Annotated in this window: 22 protein-coding genes and 3 pseudogenes; 12 read left to right on the top strand and 13 right to left on the bottom strand. The window is 57.3% G+C overall.

The genetic code is table 11. From position 1 onward, the window contains the following. Positions 1-79 precede the first annotated feature (79 nt). The 4 genes from L6R44_RS18870 (at position 80) to L6R44_RS18885 (ending at position 6,128) form a co-directional block, all read left to right on the top strand. The gene (locus tag L6R44_RS18870) at positions 80-970 is read left to right on the top strand and encodes an oxidoreductase (RefSeq protein WP_237425074.1); all 891 of its coding nucleotides are present in this window, start codon (positions 80-82) and stop codon (positions 968-970) included. Between the two features lie 116 nt (positions 971-1,086). Further along, the gene (locus L6R44_RS18875; RefSeq protein WP_237425075.1) at positions 1,087-1,524 is read left to right on the top strand and encodes a DcrB-related protein; all 438 of its coding nucleotides are present in this window, start codon (positions 1,087-1,089) and stop codon (positions 1,522-1,524) included. A gap of 17 nt (positions 1,525-1,541) precedes the next feature. Further along, positions 1,542-5,741, top strand: a complete 4,200-nt coding sequence (locus L6R44_RS18880) for an RHS repeat-associated core domain-containing protein (protein ID WP_237425076.1) — start codon at positions 1,542-1,544, stop codon at positions 5,739-5,741. A gap of 9 nt (positions 5,742-5,750) precedes the next feature. After that, positions 5,751-6,128, top strand: a complete 378-nt coding sequence (locus L6R44_RS18885; RefSeq protein ID WP_237425077.1) for an Imm10 family immunity protein — start codon at positions 5,751-5,753, stop codon at positions 6,126-6,128. A 289-nt stretch (positions 6,129-6,417) separates the two neighbouring features. Here L6R44_RS18885 and L6R44_RS18890 read toward each other — a convergent pair whose 3' ends face one another. The 4 genes and pseudogenes from L6R44_RS18890 to L6R44_RS18905 all read right to left on the bottom strand — a co-directional run bounded on the left by L6R44_RS18890 (position 6,418) and on the right by L6R44_RS18905 (position 8,509). After that, positions 6,418-6,891, bottom strand: a complete 474-nt coding sequence (locus tag L6R44_RS18890; RefSeq protein WP_237425078.1) for a GNAT family N-acetyltransferase — start codon at positions 6,889-6,891, stop codon at positions 6,418-6,420. Between the two features lie 168 nt (positions 6,892-7,059). Then, complete coding sequence (locus L6R44_RS18895; protein WP_237425079.1) at positions 7,060-7,650, bottom strand: hypothetical protein; 591 nt, start codon at positions 7,648-7,650, stop codon at positions 7,060-7,062. 131 nt (positions 7,651-7,781) lie between these two features. Then, positions 7,782-8,201, bottom strand: a complete 420-nt coding sequence (locus tag L6R44_RS18900; protein ID WP_237425080.1) for a helix-turn-helix domain-containing protein — start codon at positions 8,199-8,201, stop codon at positions 7,782-7,784. Between the two features lie 14 nt (positions 8,202-8,215). Further along, positions 8,216-8,509: pseudogene (locus L6R44_RS18905) on the bottom strand (type II toxin-antitoxin system HigB family toxin). Between the two features lie 542 nt (positions 8,510-9,051). Here L6R44_RS18905 and L6R44_RS18910 point away from each other — a divergent pair. Continuing rightward, a complete protein-coding gene (locus L6R44_RS18910; protein WP_237425081.1) occupies positions 9,052-10,176 on the top strand; it encodes a hypothetical protein in 1,125 nt (374 codons plus the stop codon). A 409-nt stretch (positions 10,177-10,585) separates the two neighbouring features. Here L6R44_RS18910 and L6R44_RS18915 read toward each other — a convergent pair whose 3' ends face one another. Then, positions 10,586-11,041 (bottom strand): hypothetical protein, encoded by a 456-nt coding sequence (locus L6R44_RS18915; RefSeq protein ID WP_237425082.1) that lies wholly within the window; start codon positions 11,039-11,041, stop codon positions 10,586-10,588. A 294-nt stretch (positions 11,042-11,335) separates the two neighbouring features. Continuing rightward, a pseudogene (locus L6R44_RS18920) lies at positions 11,336-11,596 on the bottom strand (LysR family transcriptional regulator); the annotation flags it as partial. Position 11,597: 1 nt separating this feature from the next. Between L6R44_RS18920 and L6R44_RS18925 the strand changes: the two are divergent. Beyond that, positions 11,598-11,963: pseudogene (locus L6R44_RS18925) on the top strand (glutathione binding-like protein); the annotation flags it as partial. Positions 11,964-12,073: 110 nt separating this feature from the next. On the opposite strand, the gene L6R44_RS18930 reads toward L6R44_RS18925, so the two are convergent. Continuing rightward, positions 12,074-12,256: a hypothetical protein gene (locus L6R44_RS18930; protein ID WP_237425083.1), complete on the bottom strand. Its 183-nt coding sequence runs from the start codon at positions 12,254-12,256 to the stop codon at positions 12,074-12,076. A 205-nt stretch (positions 12,257-12,461) separates the two neighbouring features. Here L6R44_RS18930 and L6R44_RS18935 point away from each other — a divergent pair, with 205 nt between their 5' ends. Both L6R44_RS18935 and L6R44_RS18940 read left to right on the top strand, forming a co-directional pair. Continuing rightward, positions 12,462-13,280 (top strand): AraC family transcriptional regulator, encoded by an 819-nt coding sequence (locus L6R44_RS18935; protein ID WP_237425084.1) that lies wholly within the window; start codon positions 12,462-12,464, stop codon positions 13,278-13,280. Between the two features lie 75 nt (positions 13,281-13,355). Beyond that, positions 13,356-13,718, top strand: coding sequence for a cupin domain-containing protein (locus tag L6R44_RS18940; protein ID WP_237425085.1), 363 nt, complete (start codon positions 13,356-13,358; stop codon positions 13,716-13,718). Positions 13,719-13,790: 72 nt separating this feature from the next. Here the strand turns inward: L6R44_RS18940 and L6R44_RS18945 are convergent, their stop codons facing one another. Continuing rightward, a complete protein-coding gene (locus tag L6R44_RS18945; protein WP_237425086.1) occupies positions 13,791-14,672 on the bottom strand; it encodes a LysR family transcriptional regulator in 882 nt (293 codons plus the stop codon). A gap of 105 nt (positions 14,673-14,777) precedes the next feature. Between L6R44_RS18945 and budA the strand changes: the two genes are divergently transcribed. The 4 genes from budA (at position 14,778) to L6R44_RS18965 (ending at position 18,653) form a co-directional block, all read left to right on the top strand. Next, the gene (budA, locus tag L6R44_RS18950) at positions 14,778-15,557 is read left to right on the top strand and encodes an acetolactate decarboxylase (protein WP_237425087.1); all 780 of its coding nucleotides are present in this window, start codon (positions 14,778-14,780) and stop codon (positions 15,555-15,557) included. Next, a complete protein-coding gene (alsS, locus tag L6R44_RS18955) occupies positions 15,529-17,250 on the top strand; it encodes an acetolactate synthase AlsS (protein WP_272930140.1) in 1,722 nt (573 codons plus the stop codon). The genes budA and alsS overlap by 29 nt, the downstream gene beginning before the upstream one ends. A 20-nt stretch (positions 17,251-17,270) precedes the next feature. After that, entirely contained in the window at positions 17,271-18,041 is a 771-nt protein-coding gene (locus L6R44_RS18960; protein WP_032638691.1) for a (S)-acetoin forming diacetyl reductase, read from the top strand. 138 nt (positions 18,042-18,179) lie between these two features. After that, entirely contained in the window at positions 18,180-18,653 is a 474-nt protein-coding gene (locus L6R44_RS18965; RefSeq protein ID WP_237425088.1) for a cold-shock protein, read from the top strand. 69 nt (positions 18,654-18,722) lie between these two features. Here the strand turns inward: L6R44_RS18965 and L6R44_RS18970 are convergent, their stop codons facing one another. The 5 genes from L6R44_RS18970 to L6R44_RS18990 form a co-directional block, all read right to left on the bottom strand. After that, a complete protein-coding gene (locus L6R44_RS18970; protein WP_237425089.1) occupies positions 18,723-19,427 on the bottom strand; it encodes an ABC transporter ATP-binding protein in 705 nt (234 codons plus the stop codon). Beyond that, entirely contained in the window at positions 19,414-20,250 is an 837-nt protein-coding gene (locus L6R44_RS18975) for an ABC transporter ATP-binding protein (protein ID WP_237425090.1), read from the bottom strand. The genes L6R44_RS18970 and L6R44_RS18975 overlap by 14 nt, the downstream gene beginning before the upstream one ends. Then, the gene (locus L6R44_RS18980) at positions 20,243-21,076 is read right to left on the bottom strand and encodes an ABC transporter permease (RefSeq protein ID WP_237425091.1); all 834 of its coding nucleotides are present in this window, start codon (positions 21,074-21,076) and stop codon (positions 20,243-20,245) included. Before L6R44_RS18980 ends, L6R44_RS18975 begins: the two co-directional genes overlap by 8 nt. Next, positions 21,076-22,089, bottom strand: coding sequence for an ABC transporter permease (locus tag L6R44_RS18985; protein ID WP_237425092.1), 1,014 nt, complete (start codon positions 22,087-22,089; stop codon positions 21,076-21,078). The genes L6R44_RS18980 and L6R44_RS18985 overlap by 1 nt, the downstream gene beginning before the upstream one ends. A 97-nt stretch (positions 22,090-22,186) precedes the next feature. Then, a complete protein-coding gene (locus L6R44_RS18990) occupies positions 22,187-23,755 on the bottom strand; it encodes an ABC transporter substrate-binding protein (RefSeq protein WP_237425093.1) in 1,569 nt (522 codons plus the stop codon). Between the last annotated feature and the right edge of the window lie 72 nt (positions 23,756-23,827).

The following is a 23,827-nucleotide window of genomic DNA, read 5'->3' on the forward strand; positions in this document are numbered from 1 at the left end:
TGAGTATAGCCAACGGGTGTGGCGCGCTCGTCTCTGGGTGGTATAACTGATAGCAGGCTTAGCAAAAGGGGAGTGATTCATGTCTGACTATCCAACCATTGCGCTGATCGGACCGGGTGCGATTGGGACCACCATTGCCGCGGTGCTGCATGACGCGGGCCGCACGCCGCGGCTCTGCGGGCGCACCGCGCATCCTGAACTGCGTTTGCGTCACGAGGAGGGCGAAACGGTGGTGCCCGGTCCGGTATTAACCGATCCGACCGTCATCAGGCAGCCCGTGGATCTTGTTTTTATCGCGGTGAAAACCACCCAGAACGCCGACAGCGCCGGATGGCTGCGCGCCCTGTGCGATGAAAACACCGTGGTCTGCGCCCTGCAAAACGGCGTGGAGCAAAAAGCCCAGCTTGAACCTTTAGTCAACGGTGCGACGGTGCTGCCGTCGGTGGTCTGGTTCCCGGCCCAGCGCGAGCCGGATGCCTCCGTCTGGCTGCGGGCGAAGCCGCGCCTGACGCTGCCGGACGTGCCGCAGGCGCAGCGGGTGGTTGAGGCGCTTCGCGGTACGCGCTGTGACGTGGAGCTCTCGACCGATTTCGCCACCGTCGCCTGGCGCAAGCTGCTGCAAAACGCGGTCGCCGGGCTGATGGTGCTGGCCAACCGCCGCGCCGGGATGTTCAGGCGCGAGGACATCAGCGAGCTTGCGCTGGCCTATCTGCGCGAGGGGCTTACCGTCGCCCGCGCCGAGGGGGCGAAGCTTGACGATGCGGTGGCCGGGGAGATTCTGGCGAACTTCCAGCGCGCGCCAGTGGATTTAGGCACGTCGATCCTGGCCGACCGTCAGGCGGATCGTCCGATGGAGTGGGATATCCGCAACGGCGCGATCCAGCGCTACGGGCGCAGGCACGGTATTGCGGTGCCCATCAGCGACGTGGTGGTACCGCTGCTGGCGGCGGGGAGCGAGGGGCCGGGCTAACGGCCGCTGTTTTTCCGTTCGGCGAGGGCTGGCGTGAGGCAATAATCTGGGGATAGTCAGCCTTAAACACATATGCGAAACTTACCGCTTCTGAAAAATGTGGTGGGACCCGCTCAATGTCAGAATCAACTTCGCAGTGCCTTTTCAGTGAAGGACTGATCGCTTTTCCTGAAGGTTATCAGGATCGTACCGTCAACGTCTTCGCGCCGCCCGCAGCGGACGCGCCGGCGTTTAACCTCTCCCGCGATGCCCTCAACCCCGGCGAAGCGCTTTCCGCGTATATCGATCGCCAGCTCGCCCTGATGGAAAAACACATCAAGGGCTGGAAGCAGGGTGAGCGCAGCGCAGCGACCCTGGGCGACGGCCTTTTGCAGGGTGAAACCGTCCATGCGAGCTACCTGCGCGACGGAAAACGCATCTGGCAGCAGCAGGCCGTATTTAACGTCGAGAACGATAAAATTCTGGTGTTCACCATGACCTGCACCCGCGCGCTGGGCGATGCCGACCGCGCGCTGTTTGGCGATCTTCTCAGGAGCTTTCGCTTCCACCATTAACATCAGGGACCGTTGTTATGTTTGAAGCTGCACGCGTAGGTGATGATATCGGCCACTCCGGTGCGCTGGCCGGGATGATTGCCGGAACGATTGTCGGCGGCCTGATTGCCGCCGCCGGGGGCATTCTGGCGGGGGCAATGTTTATTGCCGGACTCGGCGCATCCTGCCTTGGCGTGGGCGTCCTGCTCGTCGGCGCGAGCCTGGCCGTGGGCTACTACACCGGGGAGCTGGCGACCGCCGCCCGCGACAGCATCGCGGACGCCGGGGCATCCAGCATGACGAAGAAAGGCGTCATCACCTCCGGCTCGCCCAACGTGTTTATCAACGGTAAACCCGCCTCCATGGCCACGGACAGCGCGGTGAAGTGCTCTGACGACGGCTCGCAGCAGATGGCCGAAGGCTCCTCGCGTGTTTCCATTAATGGCCTGCCTGCGGCCCGCATCGGGGATCGCACTACCTGCGACGCGAAGGTGATGACCGGCTCGGACAACGTCATTATCGGCGGCGACCCGCAGCAAACCCTGCCCATTCAGTCTGAAGTCCCCGAGTGGCTCTACAAAGTCTCCGATCTTACCCTGCTGTTCGCCGGGCTTATCGGCGGGTGGGGCGGTGCCGCCGGCAAAGTCGGGGCGTTGTCTAAGCTGCTGGGGAAAATCCCCGGGATCAACAAGCTGGCCCGTATCGCCTGCCGCGCCGGCTCGCTGATGACCGGCGTGGCCGCCGCGGGGATCATCGCCCGCCCGGTGGATATCGTCAGCGGACAGAAGTTTCTCAGCGGGGATGATGAGCTGGATTTCGTTCTGCCTTCCCGTCTTCCTGTGCGCTGGCAGCGCTACTGGCGCAGCGGCAACCCCGGCGACAGCCTGCTGGGCCGCGGCTGGAGCCTGTTCTGGGAAAGCCGCCTGGAGCCGTATCAGGACGGCCTGGCGTGGCGCGCGCCGTCCGGCGATTACGTCGCCTTCCCGAAGGTCCCGAAAGGGATGCGCACCTACTGTGAAAGCGAAAAAAACTGGCTTGAACATCACTCTGACGACAGCTGGTCGGTGTATGACGTCAGCGGCGAGCGCTGGCACTATGCGCCGCTTAAGGATGATGCCCCGTCGCTGCTCCAGCGCATCTCTGAACCCTGCGGCAACGAGATCCTCTTCGAGTGGAATGCGGATAATACCCTGCATGCCCTGACCGACAGCGCGGGCCAGCGCGTGGTCTGCCGCTACGACCGCGACAGGCTCGTCGGCGCCTGGCTGGATGACGAGATCTGCCTGGTCAGTTACGCTTATGATGAACAGCGCCAGCTGGTCAGTGTGACCGGCCGGGGCGGTAGCGTGCGCCGACGCTTCCGCTGGCAGGACGGGCTGATGAGCGCCCACGAGGACGCCAACGGCCTGCTGAGCGAATACCGCTGGCGGGAGATTGATGGCCTGCCGCGCGTGGTCGGCTTCCGCCACAGCGGCGGCGAACAGCTGACGTTCGAATACGATTTTGACAACGGCACCCGCCGTGCGACCCGCGAAGACGGCGCGCAGGTGCACTGGCTGGTGGATGACGACGACAACGTCGCGCGCTTCACGGATTACGACGGTCGCCAGACGACCTTTGTCTACCGCGACGGCGAGCTCTGCGACGTCATCCTGCCGGGCGGGGCGATGCGCCGCAGCGCGTGGGACAAATATGGCCGCATGACCAGCGAGACGGACCCGGCGGGCCGCCGCACGGAGTATCACTGGTATCGTCTGACCGACCGCATCACCCGCACGGTCTACCCGGACGGCACCTCATCGCAGGCCGTGTACGACCTTCACGGTCGCCTGCTGTCGGAGACGGATCCGGCCGGTAATGCCACCGCGTATCGCTATCCCGACGATCTTGAAAACCTGCCGGAAAGCATCACCGACGCCATCGGCGGCGTGGTGCGCCTGGTCTGGAACCACCAGGGGCTGCTGACGCAGCGCACCGACTGTTCCGGCAGCGTGACCCGCTTCACCTACGACCGCTTCGGGCAGCTGATTGCCAGCGAGGATGCGGAAGGGAACATCACGCGCCGGGAGTGGAACAACGCCGGGCTGCTGAGCGCCGTGATCCACCCGGACGGCAGCCGCGAGTCGCTGGTGTGGAACGAACGCGGCCAGCTCACGGGCTGGCGCGACCCGCTGGAAAGCGAGGTGAGCTGGGCCTATAACGCGCTCGGCCTCCCGGTCAGCCTTACCGACCGTATTGGCCGCGTGCGCCAGTGGCGCTACGACCCGCGCGGTAACCTGCTGCGGCTCGATAACGGCAACGGGGCGGAATACCGCTTCACCTACGACGCCGTGGGCCGCCCGCTCAGCGAAACGCGCCCGGACGAGACCGTGCGCCATATGGAATGGGACGCGCGAGGGTTCCTCTGCGCGCTCGAAGAAAACGGCAGGCCTGCCGCCGACGGCGGCATCGCCCGTCGCGTTCAGCAGTTCAGCTATGACGACAGCGGGCTGCTGATCGGGCGCACTCAGCGCCACGCGGAGTACCGCTACTTCCGCGACCTGAGCGGCCAGATTACCCGCATCCGCCGCACGCCGACGGCCGAAGGCGTTGCCCTGGGTATCGAAAGCGATGAGATCGCTTACCGCCACGACGCAGCCGGGCGCGTGCTGAGCGAGTCCGGCATTAACGGCGAGGTGTGCTACGAATGGGATGCCCTGAGCAACCTGACCGGCCTGACGCTGCCCGGCGAGCAAAAGCTGGCCTGGCTGTACTACGGCTCCGGCCACGTCAGCGCCATCCGCTTCGGGCAGCAGCTGGTGACCGAGTTCACCCGCGACCGCCTGCACCGCGAGGTGCGCCGCACCCAGGGCGCGCGCGAGCAGTTCCGTCAGTATGACAGCCTGGGCAGACGCACCCTGCAGCGCAGCGAGCTGAACACGGACGTGGCCCTGCCGGAGCAGGCGATACTGGAACGCCTGTATCGCTACACCGCACGCGGCGAGCTTTCCGGCGTCAGCGACAGCCTGCGCGGAGAGGTTGACTACGGCTACGACGCCGAAGGGCGTCTGCTGAAGCACTACGAGGCCCGCCAGGGGCACAGCCGCGCGCAGTTCAGCTATGACGCCGCGGATAACCTCGCCGCCAGTGACGATGCGGCACCGGTCACGGATAACCGCCTGCAGCACTGGCAGGCGCTATTCATGAAGTACGACCACTGGGGCAACCTGGTCAGCCGCCGCAACGGGCTGTATGAACAGCATTATGCGTATGACGCCGAGAACCGTCTGGTGTCCGCCCGGGGAACCGGGCCGGAAGGGCGGTTTGAGGCGAGTTATCACTACGACGCGCTGGGCCGCCGCACGCGCAAAACCGTCACCACGACGCACGGCACCACCGAGACCCGCTTCCTGTGGCAAGGCTATCGCCTGCTGCAGGAGCAGCAGGAGAGCGGGCTGTGCAACACCTATATCTACGACCCGAATGAAGCCTGGAGCCCGCTGGCGCGGGTGGACCATCTTCGTGACCAGAGCAGCGGTGAGATTTACTGGTTCAACACCGACCTGAACGGCGCGCCGCTGGAGGTGACCGACGAGCGCGGCGCGGTGCGCTGGAGCGGCCAGTACGGCAGCTTTGGCGAGGTACGCCACCAGAGCGAAGGGTTCTCACGGGTTGTGAATCGCTCGGCGATGGCGCGCCAGCCGCTTCGCTATGCCGGGCAGTACGCTGACGGTGAAACGGGGCTGCACTATAACCTGTTCCGCTACTACGACCCGCAGGTCGGGCGGTTTATTGTGCAGGATCCGATTGGGCTGAATGGCGGGTGGAACCTTTATCAGTATGCGCCGAATCCGTTGGGGTGGATTGATCCGCTTGGGTTGTCATTTGGCACTGGCAAAGGCACTCATACCGCCCATGCAACGCTTTTTGACAGTGAGGGTAATGTCAAAGCTCAAGGTATTTGGCAGAGCGGTAACATGACTCCAGAGGAAAAAGCTTTAGGCTTCCCACAGAGTTCCCTGGCAACACACACGGAAGCAAGAATCACCAGAGAACTTGACCAAATAGCGTCGCCTGGGGATAAACTGGTAATCGATGGACAGTATCCACCGTGTACATCATGTCGTGGTAAGATGAACACCTTTAAATTGAATACTGGCGCAGATGTCGTCTACAACTGGCCTTCCGACACTGGTCAGATTAATGAATGGCAGGCTTCTGGTAAAAAATCAGCTAGGCGAAAAAACTGCTCAGGATGAGGATAGCGAATGCGTAATGTTAGAAAATTTGCTGCAACATGCATCAATTGCACTGAAGAAGATGATGTTCTTACCATTGGGGTAGGAGATGACGACTATGATCCTAAAAACTTTATCATTATCGGACGATTCGATGAGGATGAGTTACCAGTTAATGAATGTATTGGATTCCAGAGTGAGTCAACGGAATATGAGTTAACAGACTCTATTCGTTCCGTTCAACTCACAGATCACAAACTTGTGATCGTGCTTAATGATGATGCCGCAAAAAAAATTGGCATCAGCGAATATCACGTGGACATTCCTGAAGCAAAAGACTCTAACTCGCTTGCAAGGTATTTAAGGGAAATGTTTGATGGCAGTGATGTGCCGTTACAATTGCCGTAAGGTTTTAGCCACTACATGGCTATCTTAGCACCCGTTCTTTAAAATTATGCAGGCGAGCCATTTCGAGTAGAGTGCATATGTGTTGAGCCAACGTTTAACGGTGAATAGGATTGCTAGGCCACTTTTTTCTTAATAAATAAAAACATGCCATCCTAATCAATTCCCCACAAATGCACTCATCGGCACGCCAAAACGCTTCGCCAGCGCGCGCATGTGCTCCAGCGTTAATGGCGGGGTCGTGCTCGACAGTGGGCATTACCTCGACGGAATTCTTTTTAAGAAGCGCCGATTAAATAGCGCGCTTCATCATCACGTAATCGCCAAAGATAACATCTGGCTCCCAGCCATCGTTTTTATAAAACTCCAGGGCAGGCAAGTTTTTTTGATAAACACCCAGCTTCAGCGTTTTAATATTTAACGCATTGGCTGCCTGATAAAGTTTCGCCATTATACGTTTAGCCAGGTGTTGTCGCCGATATGACGGAGCGATAGCAATCGTTAACTCAGGACCCGAAATCCCAGGTTTGTCCCCTTCGGGGAAATTCCTGAGCCAGGCAGCCCCTGCTGGAGTTCCATCTGTGGATTCCGCAATAATACCCACCTCGCCCGCCTCAGGGAAATTTTCTATATATGCATATGAATGGGGAGAGTTTTCAATGTTATCTATGTCAAATGTTTGTTCAGAGGCTATCGTTGCCTCATAAAGCATCTGCACCATAAAAGGGCGATCTTCTGCTGTAATTAATCTAAATCTAAAATCCATTATCAGTATCTTCCATAACGTATTGTACACAATTGGCTTAAGGCGCAAACGATACATGCCATCTATGATGATCTCAACGTATAAGATGGTTATTTACAATCAGCTGGCGGTTTGAGTCCAAATGGCATTAGCGTTGCTGATAAACGCTGTAACGTTTTCGTTAGCATCTCACTCCAGCCCTTCAATATTCGACTTAACTGCCTTCAGCGTTCTTTTACGGATCCAGCCGCTGCCTGCCCGAATGACCAGCCAGTAAGCTGTCATTTTTAGCTGAGTGCTTCTGTCCGGGCAATAAACAAAGGTTTCCGTGGAGAGCTCATGTTGGCCTGGTGCGCGTTCCGTTACCTGATAGCGCAGCAGCAGCTTTGCTTTACCCGCAGCGATTGGCGTCTGAAAAGTGCTGGCATCTGGCACGTTTTCAAGGTTGAAATCTGTACGCCAGAATTGTCCTCTTAACCCGTAACAGATCTCTGACGCTGATTGGGTCAAAAGGGTAAAATTGTGTAACCCAAAGTTGCTCATCGACCCGGCCTGTTTATTTCGTAATAATTTTTTCGGTATTTGCCGCAAAGACATTAACCGCCGAATCACGGCATCCTGACGGATGTCAAAGTTTGCAATCAACGGCAGAATATTTTCAGGGTGGGAAGTGTGGATGACCGTTTGGTGTTTTTCATAAAACTGGAACTGGGGGAGAAAAGCGGGAACATCCTGCCAGTTAGCAAGCACTTTGCGGGTAACGAATCCTGGGTTCAGCATCGCTTATCCTTGTCACTCCTTGAGTTCAGCCAGAGTAACAGATGGTGTGCCGCAGACAATTACCAGGAAAAGGGAGTGGGGAAGCGTTACGATGTCATCATTAATTCCCTGTCGCCTTAACCTGCTTTCGCTCAATTCCCCACAAACGCACTCACTGGCAATCCAAAACGCTTCGCCAGCGCGCGCATATGATCCAGCGTTAACGTGCGCTGTCCGTTGAGGATCCGACTTACCAGAGACTTCTTGCCAATCTCATTCTCAAAGTCGCTCTGAGTGAGTTGGTACTGATCCATCAGCGTTCTCAGCAGTGCAACTCCAGATGAAATGCTGGCAAAGCGCGCGTTAAATTCTGCAAACTCCGCAGACTCGTTTTCGTATTTATCGATTTTGGCGGTGAGCAATTCTACCAGCGGGCTATCGGGGTCATGCTCAATCAGATACTCAACCAACCCCAGAGCATCCTCGTAATCTTGTCGCGACGGGCTTGATCCCAAAAAAGGGAGCGCGTTTGTCAGATCATTTGCCGCTTTGATGGCTGCTGCATAATTCATTCTTTCGTTCTCCGCTAGAGGTCCGTAAGCTTGTCATACTCTGCGCGTGTGCTGATGTGTTTGATGAAGATCTTTCCACGCTCAAAATCAGCAAGAAACATCACTCTTAAATGCCCGCCGCCCGCATCAATGACCCATCATTTCTTCCGGTATTTCATCCTGTCCAGGCTGGGGAAGCGTTTTCACATGTCGTCTGGTGATGGGGAGTGTTCCTTTTTTAGTACCCGGTAAAGATCGTCCAGGGCGAGTGATTGATTGGGATAATGTCTGGCCGCTGTGTCGAAAGGCGCTCTTGAGACTAAGTGTATCCTTGCCCCTTGTTTCCAGACTGGAAACATTATAGCTGACAGTTGATGGGTTGACAATATGGAAACTTATTTAGGGGAAGAAGGACTTTTGGAGCAGGTTCAGAAAAACTAAAGGGAGCATGTGTTGCAGTTTGTTATATTTTTTATTTGTGTGTCTGTGCCTGAATTGGTAGCTAAGGTAAAAAGCGATCAAGATCATATTACTACTCGTAATGAGTCAAAAATATGCCTGCTTTTTATTAGGAGAGAACAATCGGTTCTCACATCATATAGTCAAGTCTCTGGTTACAGTGTTGCTAGCTGGTTTTACATACAGTTTTTTCATCAGAAGGGGGCGAAAGCAAGATATTCTACTAACATTATGCATATGAAAATTGATATTTTTATTTACATGATATAAATTTGAGCTTTACAGTAGTGATATACCAAACTTGACGCGTAAATTTTGAAGAGTATTGCATTTCTATGCGCTGTCAGCTTTATCAAAGCCATTGTTCGAAATAATGAAATACTTTGCATGCAACATAGTTCAGGGGGACTTGATGCAACATAAGAACACAATCAATCAAATCATTGATGAAAAGAAGGAACTGATCGAACTAGTTTTAGTTGCTGTAGTTTTAGCCATATCCCTAGGGTTTCTTACGAATCTAATTGCAGTAAAACTACCATTGTGGACTGTTTGGATATTCTTGCTTGTATCTCTGGCATGCCTAGTGACTTTTTCTAGTAGGCTCGTAAAAAAGCTCTCATTTGATGAAAATATCCCGGCAGTTGTCTTTTTTCGATCCACCACAAACTCACTGGTCCCAGTAAAGGGTTATGACTTTGCAGAAGATATGGCTCGTACTATTAGAGCTATAGAGGCTGAGAATAAATCTATTTTCGCAGGTTGGGCAAATGATCCACTTTCGAAACCTCGTGAGCCCAATACAATCAATGAAAGTGAGCATGAGAAGCAATACATTGCAATCTCTCGCATGAATATAGATGACTCCGAAATTCCTCAGAAACCTCGATCAGTAGAACTCCTAGAAGAAATAGCACAATTTTGTCTTTTAGAGTCGCTGTCAACCCATTTGAGGGATTATTTTGATCACACAGATAGCGGGGCGATTGAAGAATTACAAAGAAAAGATATCCCAGAGTTATTACATGCAAATCGTGTCCTAAATCTGTTGACAACACCGATTGAGCAACGTGATATTTTTATTGAGGCATTCCCAAATCCCGATAAACGGCCAGAAGGAGAAATTCATAGTCTGTGGTCTTCTGACGGTGCTATTTACAACCGCTTCGATTTGGTTCTACCGAAAAACAGCGCGGTCACCATACCTGAGACCAAGATAGTGAGGTTAGAAACTAAAAGGCTGGTTGTTGAAATTAAAGTTAGTTATCCCGGCACAACTGCAAATACGCCCACCTTTTTCGAAAAGGCCTATCTCAAAATTCCTAACTATGAAATAGAAACAAGAAATTTGGATGTTGAGATAAAGGGACGTATAAAACCTTTTGCTCTACTCTCTTCAAAAGGATGGGCCGATTATCAATGGATTGATTCTTTTAGGGAACGTATCCGCTCTGAATGGGACTTCGAAGAGTTTCTTCATAGAATTAATTGGACTAGCATTGAAGCTATGCTCTATTGTCAAAGAAAACCTAAGTGATATTATGCTTTATAATATATTTAAGCCGATACTATTACGTAGTTTAGCTTAATTGTTGTTTGATTCCTTAGCGTAAGTAAAAGAGCTGAATTGCTCCGAAGAGATACACGGATGCAAATAAAATATGGACTGCTCTTATTTTGGAGCAGTCCAGAGCATCCGAAAATAATATCACATTATAAATATGCCTTTGAAATTAAGTTTGATGTCATTTTTAGAGTCCAATAATATTTAAAAGAACCAAAAACCAGCAAAGTAATACATCATTAATTTGGTGTCTAGGCCAAGAGGTGTTGTGGTACCCCTATCTTTTACTTCTCATCGCTCTTACCAGACAACAACATTGAATTTTGCGTAAGGCCGAAATCCTGCTTCTAACCCGCAACATTCCGGCCTCCCATCACTCGCCTCAATGCGCCGTAATATACGGCTCCTTCACAAACTCCGCCAACAGCCAGACCATATCATGCAGCAGCCCGATGAGTTCTTTCGCCACGCTTGCAGGCAGTGTCCCGCCCATCACCGCCAGCGTTAACGCCACGGCATAATCCACCTGCAGCGTCGTCTCCTGCCAGCAGTCCGGCACGCAGGAGGTAATCTTTTCTCCTGCGATCAAAAGTTCAACCAGATACGACGGAAGCTCCGAGTCACAGCACTCGCGCAGCCGCTTCAACGCAGCCAGCAATCGCTTACAGAGCGTTTTAACCGTCACCGCGTCGTCAGTTTCCACCAGCACGCTGACATACGCGGTACAGGCATCTACCAATTCAAAAAGATCCGCAGAATCGGAAATTGAAGTATTGATGAGGTGATGAACTGCGCTTTCTTCACAGAACGCGTAAGAAACTTCAGGGGTAGTAGCCATTTAGCATCCTCTTTGTCCAAAATAAGTCATGTTATGCTAACGGGTTCCTACGCCCGGTGACGGATGTGCCGCAACGCAGGCACTTTACGACCGTGAAGAAGGGATGAAAAGGGATGCCCCTGAATTACATAAGGTTGCTTGCAGGTTTGCGAGGCGGCTTCCAGAAGAGCATTGCCGGGTGGCGGCTACGCCTTACCCGGCCTACAAAACCGCCAACCAACCTACCCGCGACACGAACCGTAGGCCCGCGCAAGCGCAGCGCCGCCGGGCACAGTTTGTACCGCGGTTACACCTTCACCCAGACTTTTTCATTTTGAGCACCCCTTCCAATAACGTCTGCGTCATTCGTGAATATTTCCCCGCAGCCGAACAAACCAGCCCAAACTTCCGGCACAGGGAAGGCGTCACGGGCACGACGTACAAGCCGCGTAATTCATCCGGGACGGTCACCCGCACGTCAGACAGTTGCAAACCAGCCTGTTCCATCAGGCTTTTTCCATTGACGACACAACCGCCTGTGGCGAGTACGAAGGGCTGGTCTGCCAGTTCCTCAAGGGGGCTGGCGCCGCGTGCAGACAGCTGGGAGCGAGTGCGGCTTCAGGAATGGCTAAACTTTATCACCAGCGAAATACACGCCGGATCGGCACCTCTTTTCAACCGCGTGTTGCCCGAAGAGGTCAAATCCATTTTTCGTGAGAAGCTGTTCAGGCGGTTCGATTTTCTTCAGGAGACGCTTTCCGTAAACGCATATCTGACAGGCCCTGCATTTAGCGTGGCGGATGCCTATCTTTTCACCGTGCTGGGATGGTGCAAGTTCTTCTCCATTGAGCTGAGCCCCTGGCCTGCGTTGCTGACGTACAGGGAAAAAATCAGTGCCCGTCCAGCGGTGCAGGCCGCATTAGGTGCGGAGGCGAAAGTCTAGCTCTGCGTATTCCGGCGCATGTATTAATGCCTGAAGAAGGAGGCGAGTGAGGATGTAGAACCAGGATGCGTTAGCATACTGTCACTCTGCATCTGATTGCCTGGTGCTTTTCACTGCATCCTGCTTCCCCGGATTGCATTGCTGTTTTGTTCCGGGAAGATAAAATTTTCCCGACGCGTCCGGATCTGTTCCGCCCGGACAACCTGCGCGGCCCGGCGCTGAGACGGTGCCATCCGAACCGTTTCCTCCATCCGAACCATTGCTTTGCGGGTAACGAATCCGGGGTTCAGCATTTCACGTCCTTGTCATCCTTTGCACTCTGTCAGAGTAACAGATGGCATGCGGCAAACAATTACCAGGAAAACGTAGTTCCGGAGCGTATATCAATAAAACAGCAAAGTCCTGGATCCGATCCCGCGTTGCCTGCAACGACTTTCCAAACTGCACCCGATGCGTTTATGGTGTTGTTTCACCCTCACAGGGCATCAGGTGTCATATATGTCGAATGCAAAAGCTAACAAAGACTGGGTCAGACTGGCGCAACAACCCGGGAAAATAGAGCGCATAGAGGCGTATTTCAGCGGGCATGGCTATGAGCCGCATCGTCACGATACTTATGCCATAGGCCGGACCTTATCCGGGGTGCAGAGTTTTCACTATCGGGGAAGTAAACAACATAGCCTGCCGGGCGGGACAATGGTCCTGCACCCTGACGAAATACATGACGGAGAGGCGGGAACGAACGACGGATTCCAGTATCGGATGCTGTATATCGATCCGGCGTTAATTCAAAAAATCCTGGGCGGAAAGCCTTTGCCGTTTATTCCCGGAGGAATTTCATCCGATCCCCGGCTTTTTGCAGCGACCGAACCGCTGTTAAAAGCGCCGGAAGAATCTTTCGATACGCTGGAAGAAGACGATGCGCTCTACGATCTCGCCCACACGCTGGCCGTCGTGGGAGGACAACGTTTTCGCCGCAATCGGGTGGATTATCAATCCGCAGAACGCGCGCGCGAATATATACACACTGAATTCATTCACACTATTACGCTGGATACTTTATCCGCCGTCAGTGGCAGAGATCGCTGGAGCCTGAGCCGGGATTTTCGTGCGCTTTATGGAACGAGTCCTTATCGCTATGTGACCATGCGTCGACTTGAATACTGTCGACGCCTGATTCAGGCGGGCCTGTCGCTTGCTGAGGCTGCCGCTGCAGCGGGGTTTTCAGATCAAAGTCACATGACTCGTCAGTTCATCAAAACGATGGGAATGTCGCCGGGGCGCTGGCAAAAATTCATTAAAGGTCATCCTGCCTGATTTGCACGATCGTTCAAGACCGGCACGCCGGCCTTATTCTATCCTGGACGCTTCTCAACCATAGGAAGTGTCGCAATGTATAGTCCTGTCAATTTAGACAATAAATTCTCTCTCTTCGACGCGCACTGGCAGCCTAAAGTCATCGCCCAGATGAATGACTATCAGATTAAAATCGTCAAAATATCGGGTGATTTTATATGGCACGCGCACCCTGAAACCGATGAGGCATTCATCGTGGTCGAGGGCGTGTTACGTATTGATTTTCGTGACGGACATGTGCTCGTCAATCCAGGGGAAATGTACGTTGTGCCAAAAGGCGTTGAACATAAAACGTCTGCTGAAACGACGGTAAAAATGATGATGATAGAACCTTGTGGGGTCCTGAATACCGGACACGAAGGCGGGGAGCGCACCGCAGAGAACGACGTCTGGATTTGACGACGGAGGCTATGTTGCCGGGTGGCGGCTGCGCTTTACCCGGCCTACAAAGGCCACCAACCAAACCGGCCGCTACCCCTCGCTCATCATCGTCAAAAACCGCTTCACCGTCCGCGAGCGCTCAAACCGCCGCCAGCAGAGTGCGATATCGGTATAAAGCGCCGGTGAGCTCAGCGCATGATAGGTGACATTCGGCGGAGAGATGGCCGCCATCGATTTCGGCACCAGCGCGAAGCCGCCGCCCGCGGAAACCATGCTCAGCGACGATGAAAGCTGCGACGACTGCAGCGCGTGCTGCACGTCGATCCCGGCCCGCTCGCAGCAGCCGTAAACCCGTTCGTACAACCCCGGCGCGACCTCCTGCGGGAACAGCACCACCGGCGTATCACGCAGCTGCTCTAACGCCAGCGCATCGCACGCCGCCAGCGGATGGTCGCGATGCAGCGCCACCACCATCGGCTCCCGGTCGAGGATTTTTAACTCAAACGCCTTGCTGCTTTCGCACGGCAGGCGCACGAAGGCGATATCCAGTTCACCGTCCGCCAGCATCGTCGTCAGCGAAGACATATTGGCCTCCACCTGGTGAACCTGCACCGCCATGTTCTGCACCTGAAACTGACGGATCAGCGCGAAAATCTGAGGATGAAAAGCGTCGGAGCTGGTGATGCCAATCGACAGGCTGCCGTTCAGCCCGCGCGCGATGCCGCGGGCTTTCTCCAGCGCGGCGTCGCTCAGCGCCAGGATCTTACAGGCGTCCTCATAGAAGGCTTCTCCCGCCTCGGTCAGCTCCACGCCACGCGTCAGGCGCCTGAACAGCGGGGTGCCCACTTCCTCTTCGAGCCGTTTGATCTGCTGACTCAGAGGAGGCTGTGAAATACCCAGCGCTTTGGCCGCTTTGGTGAAGTGCCGCTCGCGTGCAACGGCGACAAAATACCGCAGATAACGAAGTTCCATATCTAAAACGTCTCAAACCAGCATGGTTTCTATATTGGAACTCTCTGCTGAATCGGGTCAACATTTATTTAACCTTTCTAAATAAAGTTGAAGAGGACAAGCACGATGATGCATTCATCTGCCTGCGACTGTGAGGCCAGCCTGTGCGAGACCCTGCGGGGGTTCTCCGCCCAGCATCCTGACAGCGTGATCTATCAAACATCGCTAATGAGCGCCCTGCTAAGCGGCGTGTACGAAGGAGAGACCACCATCGCCGATCTGCTGGCACACGGTGATTTTGGTCTGGGCACCTTCAACGAGCTGGACGGCGAAATGATTGCCTTCAGCAGCCAGGTGTACCAGCTGCGCGCCGACGGCAGCGCCCGGGCCGCGAAGCCGGAGCAGAAAACGCCGTTTGCGGTGATGACCTGGTTTCAGCCGCAGTACCGTAAAACCTTCGATGCGCCGATCAGCCGTCAGCAGATCCACGATGCGATCGACCAGCAGATCCCGTCCGATAACCTGTTCTGCGCGCTGCGTATCGACGGCAATTTCCGCCACGCCCACACCCGCACCGTACCGCGCCAGACGCCGCCGTACCGCGCGATGACCGACGTGCTGGACGACCAGCCGGTGTTCCGCTTCAACCAGCGCGAGGGCGTGCTGGTCGGGTTCCGCACGCCGCAGCACATGCAGGGCATCAACGTGGCCGGCTATCACGAGCATTTCATCACCGACGACCGTCAGGGCGGGGGACACCTGCTCGACTACCAGCTGGAGAGCGGCGTGCTCACCTTCGGTGAAATTCACAAGCTGATGATTGACCTGCCCGCCGACAGCGCGTTTTTACAGGCCAACCTTCACCCCAGCAATCTGGATGCCGCGATCCGTTCCGTCGAAAACTAACAGGAGAACTACCGTGAACAGTGAGAAACAGTCACGTCAGTGGGCGCACGGCGCCGATATGGTTGTCGGCCAGCTGGAAGCGCAGGGCGTGAAGCAGGTGTTCGGCATCCCGGGCGCGAAAATCGACAAGGTCTTTGACTCCCTGCTGGACTCCTCCATCGAAATTATTCCGGTGCGTCATGAGGCCAACGCGGCGTTTATGGCGGCCGCGGTAGGACGGCTGACCGGCAAAGCCGGGGTGGCGCTGGTGACCTCCGGTCCGGGCTGTTCCAACCTGATCACCGGCATTGCCACCGCCAACAGCGAGGGCGATCCGGTGGTGGCGCTGGGCGGGGCGGTCAAACGCGCCGATAAAGCCAAGCTGGTGCACCAGAGCATGGACACCGTCGCCATGTTCAGCCCGGTGACCAAATACGCCGTTGAGGTCAGCTCGCCGGACGCGATTGCCGAGGTGGTATCGAACGCGTTTCGCGCCGCCGAGCACGGCAGGCCGGGGGGCGCGTTCGTCAGCCTGCCGCAGGATATCGTTGACCAGCCCGCGACGGGGGCGATTTTGCCCGCCAGCGGCGCGGCGCGGATGGGCCCGGCACCCGAGTCAGCGATTAACGACGTGGCGAAGCTCGTCGAAAACGCCAAAAACCCGGTCATCTTGCTTGGCCTGATGGCCAGCCAGCCCGCGAACAGCGCCGCGCTGCGCACGCTGCTGGAGAAAAGCCGCATTCCGGTCACCAGCACCTATCAGGCCGCCGGGGCGGTGAACCAGGAGAACTTTACCCGCTTCGCCGGACGCGTCGGGCTGTTCAATAACCAGGCGGGCGACCGGCTGCTCCATCTGGCGGATCTGATTATCTGCATCGGCTACAGCCCGGTGGAATACGAGCCGTCCATGTGGAACAGCGGCGACGCCACGCTGGTGCACATTGACGTGCTGCCTGCCTATGAAGAGCGTAACTACGTGCCGGATCTCGAGCTGGTGGGGGATATCGCCGAAACGCTGAACCTGCTCGCTAACCGCATCGATCACAAGCTGGCGCTGAGCCCGCGGGCGTCTGAAATCCTGGTCGATCGCCAGCATCAGCGCGATCTGCTCGATCGCCGCGGCGCCTCGCTCAACCAGTTTGCCCTGCATCCGCTGCGCATCGTGCGGGCCATGCAGGACATCGTGAATAGCGACGTGACGCTCACCGTGGATATGGGCAGCTTCCACATCTGGATCGCCCGCTACCTTTACAGCTTCCGCGCGCGTCAGGTGATGATCTCCAACGGCCAGCAGACCATGGGCGTCGCGCTGCCGTGGGCGATTGGCGCGTGGCTGGTCAATCCGGGCCGCAAGGTGGTGTCGGTCTCCGGTGATGGCGGCTTCCTGCAGTCGAGCATGGAGCTGGAAACCGCGGTACGCCTCAACGCAAACGTGCTGCACATCATCTGGGTGGATAACGGCTACAACATGGTGGCGATTCAGGAAGAGAAAAAATATCAGCGCCTTTCCGGCGTCGAGTTCGGCCCGGTCGATTTCAAAGCCTATGCCGACGCCTTCGGTGCGAAAGGCTTTGCCGTAGAAAGCGCCGAGGCGCTCGAACCGACGCTGCGCGCGGCGATGGATGTGGACGGGCCTGCCGTGGTGGCGATCCCCGTCGACTACAGCGATAACCCGCTGCTGATGGGCCAGCTCCATCTCAGCCAGATTTTGTGACTCAATATAAGGACAGAGAAATGCAAAAAGTTGCTCTCGTAACCGGCTCAGGCCAGGGGATTGGTAAAGCGATCGCGCTGCGTCTGGTGAAGGATGGCTTTGCCGTCGCCATCGCCGACTATAACGCGGAGACGGCCAGAGCCGTCGCCGATGAAATCATCCGCAACGGCGGCAAGGCCGTCGCCGTGAAGGTCGATGTCTCTGACCGCGAGCAGGTGTTTGCGGCGGTCGAGAAGGCCCGCACCGCGCTGGGCGGCTTTAACGTGATCGTGAACAACGCCGGGATCGCGCCGTCCACGCCGATCGAATCCATCACGCCGGAGATTGTCGACAAGGTCTACAACATCAACGTGAAAGGGGTGATCTGGGGCATTCAGGCCGCCATCGACGCGTTTCGCAAAGAGGGACACGGCGGCAAAATCATCAACGCCTGCTCCCAGGCGGGCCACACCGGCAACCCGGAGCTGGCGGTGTACAGCTCCAGCAAGTTCGCGGTGCGCGGCTTAACCCAGACCGCCGCACGGGATCTCGCCCCGCTGGGGATCACCGTTAACGCCTACTGCCCGGGCATCGTCAAAACGCCGATGTGGGCGGAGATCGACCGTCAGGTCTCCGAGGCGGCGGGTAAACCGCTCGGCTACGGGACCGAAACCTTTGCCAAACGCATCACGCTTGGCCGCCTGTCCGAACCGGAAGATGTCGCCGCCTGCGTTTCATACCTGGCGGGACCGGATTCCGACTACATGACCGGCCAGTCTCTGCTCATCGATGGTGGGATGGTGTTCAACTAAAAACTCAATACTAATAAGCTCTGACATGAGTTTTCCCCTGCACCCGTGCAGGGGCTTTTTTTTGTCTCCTCCGCCATTGTGCATTACACTGCGCGCTGCAAAACTTTAGTCATTACGATCTGACAGGCGGTAACAGCGATGAACGGTACAATCACAACGTGGTTTAAAGATAAAGGCTTTGGATTTATCAAAGATGAAAACGGCGACAACCGCTATTTTCACGTGATTAAGGTCGCGAACCCCGATCTGATTAAGAAAGATGCCGCGGTGACCTTCGAGCCGACCACCAACAACAAAGGCCTTTCCGCCTATGCGGTGAAGGTGATCCCCGAAAGCAAGCACCTCTATATTGCAGGCGAGCGCGTGAAGCTCACCTCGATTAAATCCTTCGTGGTGTTTACCGAAGAAGAACCGGTCGATACCAAAATCGACAAAGAGAACGCGGTGCTGTCGGTGGGGCTGCTGATGAACAGCATCAAGCCAAAATCCGAGAAAAAGCCGGGCGAAATGCGCGCGGTGAAGAAGCTGGCGATCACCACCTTCCAGAACACGACGCTGATCTTCACCGAAGATGAGATCGACATTGATGCCACGGTGAAGCTGCTGAAGTGATTTTTTGCCGGGTGGCGGCTTCGCCTTACCCGGCCTACGAAATCCGCGCGGCACACGCCGCCGCACGGTTTACCCCATCCTGTGCTCGCCCCGCAACATCGCCTCACGATCGAACACCTTCTGAATCGCCCCGTGCGCCATAAACGCCGCCCGATCGGACATATGGGCAATCACGTCCGCGTCGTGGCTCACCAGCATATAGGTCATCTCGTGCTCGGCTTTAAGACGCGTCAGCAGGTTCAGAATTTCAGCCTGTACGGACATATCCAGCGCCGAGGTGGGTTCATCCAGCAGCAGAAGACGCGGGCGCAGCAGCAGCGCCCGGGCAATGGCCACGCGCTGGCGCTGGCCGCCGGAAAGCTGGTGCGGGTAACGCTTTCCCGCGTCGGCGGAAAGCCCCACCTGGTGCAGCGCATCCGCCACTTTTTCAGCAACCTGCGTTTCGCCGTGAATCTTTAACGGCTCCGACAGCGTGCGCGCAACGGTGTGGTTCGGATGCAGCGACGCCCACGGATCCTGAAACACCATCTGCACGTTGCGGCGCAGCGAGCCTTGAAAACGTTGCCCGGGCGTTAACGTCTCTCCCAGCAGCGTCATGTTCCCGCGCCACTCGCGCTGCAGCCCCGCCAGCACGCGCAAAAGGGTCGATTTGCCGCAGCCGGATTCACCCATCAGGCTGAAGGTTTCGCCTTTCTCAATAGCAAAGCTGGCGGCAGAGACCGCCGTTTTTTCCCCGAAGGTGACCTGAACCCGGTTAACCTCAACGAGCGCCATCGTTGGCCTCCTTCCACGGCTGCGAACGGTCGAGCGTCGGCAGCATCTGCCCATAGGTGCTGGCGTCTGGACGGCAGGTCCACAGGGTGCGCGTATACGGATGCGTTGCCTGCGGGAGCTGGCGTGCGGCCATCTCGTCAACTTTCTCTCCCTGATACATCACCAGCAAGCGGTCGCAGTGTGCCGCCACCAGCGGCAGATCGTGGCTGATTAACAGCATCGCCATCTGGCGTTCTTCGCTCTGCTGCACCAGCAGTTCGAGGATCTGGTTGCGCAGGCGGGCGTCCAGCGCGGAGGTCGGTTCGTCGGCAATCAGCACCTGCGGATTGTTGACGAGCGCCATCGCGATCATCACCCGCTGGCCCATGCCCCCGGAAAGTTCGCCGGGGTAGCGCTGGAGGACGTGCTCGCTCAGCCCGACGGCGCGAATGACGTCATGAACGCGTGCCAGGCGTTCCGCGCGGGGCAGGCGCTGATGCAGGGTCAGCGCCTCATCAAGCTGGGCGGCGACGTTTTTCGCCGGATTCAGCGCGTAGCGCGGGTCCTGCAGGACCATCGCGATCCCGTTGCCGCGCAGCGCCTGCCAGCGGCGGGCGTTCAGGGTCAGCAGGTCGTGGCCGAGCACGTGAAGCCGGTTTGCGCTCACGACGCCGGGCTTACGCACCAGCCCCATCAGGGCGCGGGCGGACATCGACTTGCCCGAGCCGGATTCCCCGACCAGCGCCAGCCGCTCGTTGCCAAGCGTAAAGCTCAGGTTGTTGACCACGCGCGCGGCGGGGTAGTCGATATTCAGCGCATCGACGATAACGCGTTGTTCAGTCATGATGTGGTTCCAGTACGTCGCGCAGGCCATCGCCCAGCAGGTTAAAGGCCAGGCTGGCAAACAGAATGGCTCCGCCCGGAACGGCGGCAATCCACCACTGGTCGAAAATGACCTGCATGCCGTCGGCGATCATCGCCCCCCATTCGGCCATTGGCGGACGCGCGCCAAGGCCGAGGAAGCCGAGACCGGCGGCGGCCAGAATAATCCCCGCCAGATCCAGCGCCAGCCGCACAATCGCGGAGGGCAGGCACAGGGGCAGAATATGGCCGACCAGCAGGCGCGGGCCGCGAATGCCCATCATCTCGGCAGCCGCCAGATAATCGCTGTGGCGCAGACGCTGGATTTCGCTCCGCGCCTGCCGCGCGTAGGCGGGCCAGGTGGTTAAGGCCAGCGCCAGCGCGCCGTTGACCAGCCCCGGGCCGAGCATCGCCACAAACGCGAAGGCGAGGATCAGGCGCGGCATCGACATCACCACGTCGGTAAAGCGCATCAGGATGCGCTCCATCCAGCCGCCGTAGTAGCCGGACAAAATCCCCACCAGCAGCCCGGCGGGCAGGGTAATTACGGTGACTAAGGCCACCAGCCCGAGCGCCGGGCGGGTGCCGTAAATCAGGCGCGAGAGCAGATCCCGCCCGTAGCTGTCGGTGCCCAGCCAGTGCTGGCCGTTCGGGACCTGCAGGCGCGCGGCGGCGTCCTGCCAGTTCGGGTCAAGCGGCGCGAGCCACGGTGCGAACAGGGCGATAACCACCAGCAGCGCGATGGCAACCAGCCCGCACAGCGCGGCGGGGGAGCGGCGCAGGCGGCGTAAGAAAAGATAAAACGGCATTAGCGCACCCTGGGATCGGTCGCCCGCACGAGCAGGTCGGTAAGGTTATTGATCAGCACAAAGCAGACGCCAATCAGCAGCGTGCCGCCCATCACGGCGGTGGTGTCGCCGGCGAACAGGGCGGTGGTGAGGTAGCGCCCGATCCCCGGCCAGGAAAAGACGGTTTCCGTTAACACTGCGCCCTCCAGCATGCTGGTGTAGGCGAGGGCGATCACCGTCAGCAGGGTGCCGCGAATGTTCGGCAGCACGTGGCGCAGCAGGATAGCCATCTCCCCGGCTCCCTTGGCGCGAGCGAGCAGGATGTACTCTTTATTCATTTCGCTCAGGCTGGCGGATCGCGTCAGCCGCGTGATGCTCGCCAGCGAGTAATAGGCCAGCAGCAGCACCGGCAGCACCAGGTGGCTGACGGCGTTGCGAAACGCCTCGCGATCGCCGGAAAGCCAGGTATCCACCAGCGCAAAGCCGGTGCGCGGTTCGACGGTGAACTGCCAGATATCGTCCAGCCTGCCGGGGCCCGCGCTCCACTGCAGCTTCGCGTAGAACAGGGCCAGCATCAGCAGGCCGAGCCAGAAGATCGGCACCGAGTTGCCGAGCAGGGTGAGCGTTCTGATCGCTAAATCGAGCGGCGAACCGGCGAAGCGGGCGCACAGCAGCCCGGCAATCACGCCGAGCACGGCGCCGACGATCAAGGCCAGGGTTGCCAGCTCCAGCGTGGCGGGAAACGCGTGCAGCAGGTCCTGCAGCACCGGCTGCCCGGTGGCGCTGGCCGTACCGAGATCGCCCTGGGCAAGGTTTTGCAGGTAGTGCCAGAACTGCACGGGCAGGGGACGATCCAGCCCAAGCTGGTGGCGTACCTGATCGTACGTGGACTGGCTGGCATGATCGCCGACGATCTGCAGCACGCGATCGACCGGTGAAAACGCCGAAAGCGCAAACGTGACGAGCAGCAGCCCGAAAAGCGTGAGCAGCAGGGTCAGCAGACCCTGCAGCACGCGGGTGGAAAGATGTGGCATGGGAAATCTCTTCATGCCGGGTGGCGGCTTCGCCTTACCCGGCCTACAAAACCGAAAACGTAGGCCGGGTAAGCGCAGCGCCACCCGGCAACAAGGGCTACTTCGTAACGCGATCGTACCAGACCATGTCCGCGTTCAGCCCCTGCTGATACCCCTTCACGTTATCGCGCACCACGATCTGGGTTTTGCCCTGATCGACGAACACGTACGGCGAGCTCTGCTGCAGCTGTTCCTGCATTTGCTTGTAGAGATCCAGTCGCTTCGCCGGTTCCGGCTCGGCAACCGCCGCCAGCGTGGCCTTGTTCAGCTCCGGGATTTTCCAGCCGTTCAGACCGGCCACGGTGCTGGATTTACCGTCGTTCCACGCGAAGGCGCTGGCGTTAGAGTGCGCATCAAAGTAGTCCGGGATCCACAGCCGAATCGCCGCCTGATGCTGCTTAGCGCGCACGCGGGCATAAACCTGGCTCCCGGCGGCAGGCAGCAGATCCACCTTCACGCCGCCCTGAGCAAAGCTCGCCTGCATCGACTGGGCGATGGTGATAAACGGCGGCTTGTTCTCGACGTCCAGCGTGAAGTGCGCGTCCTTAATGCCCGCTTTGGCGAGAATAGCTTTCGCTTTTGCCGGGTCAAACTTAAATGGATTGTCTTCCAGCGCGCCCGGCAGCCCGACCGGCAGGAAGCTCTGATGAACAAAATACTGCCCTTTCAGCAGATTTTTAGTGATGCCGTCGTAATCGACCAGCCAGCGCGAGGCTTCCCAGAACGCCGGGTTGTTCAGCAGCGGGTTGGCGCTGTTGCCGGTGTTAAACACCAGGTAATTTTGCTCGGCGGACGGAATGCTCAGCACCTTCACGCCCGGCTTGCCGTCCAGGGCGCTGATCTGATCTGCACCCAGATCGCGCGCCACGTCCGCATCACCCTGCTGGATCAGCAGGCGGCGCGATGCCGGATCGGGGACGTTTTTAATGATGATGCTTTTCAGCTTCGGCGCGCCGTCGGGGGCTGACTCGTTGGCTTCCAGCACGATGGCCTGATGCGGCTGATAGACGCGCATTTTGAACGCGCCGCTGCCCGCCGAGTGCATTTTCAGCCAGGCGTTGCCGAAGTCGTTATCCTTCACGTTTGCCGCGACCTGCTTTTCATCGACGATGGAGGCAATCGGCGTGGAGAGAATATTCAGCGCCACCGACGGGCTAACGTCCGCCGTCCAGTGCAGCTGGAGAGTATGGTCGTCCACCTTTTTCAGCTGGCTAGCGATGTTGCTCGCGTCCCAGCCCAGCACGTTAAGGATAAAAGCCGGGGATTTGTTCAGCGTTACGGCGCGGGTATAAGAAAAAATCACATCTTCCGGGCGCAGCGGGTTGCCGGAGGCGAATTTGGCATCGGGCTTAAGCTTGATGGTCAGGGTTTTTGCTGCCGCGTCCGCTTCCCAGCTTTCTGCCAGAATCGGGGTGATTTTTTCCGGATTATCGCGGTCCGGCTGTACCAGGCGCTGATACAGGCTCGGCACGGTCTGGATGCTGGAAAGCTCGTTGGCTTCCGCCGGGTCGAGGCTTACGATGTCATCAAGCCCCTGAGCAACCACCAGCGTGTTGGGCGGAGTAGCGGCGTGGGCTGCGCCTGAGAGCGCGGCCAGCACCAGTAACGGCAACAGTTTTTTCGTCATAGCGATCCCTGAGAAGAATATATTGTGATTGTTTTATGCTTCGCTACGTTAGGTCGACTCTGACGTTCCGCA

Origin of the sequence: Enterobacter cloacae complex sp. ECC445 (assembly GCF_021892025.1) — a bacterium.
Taxonomy (GTDB): Bacteria; Pseudomonadota; Gammaproteobacteria; order Enterobacterales; family Enterobacteriaceae; genus Enterobacter; species Enterobacter chengduensis.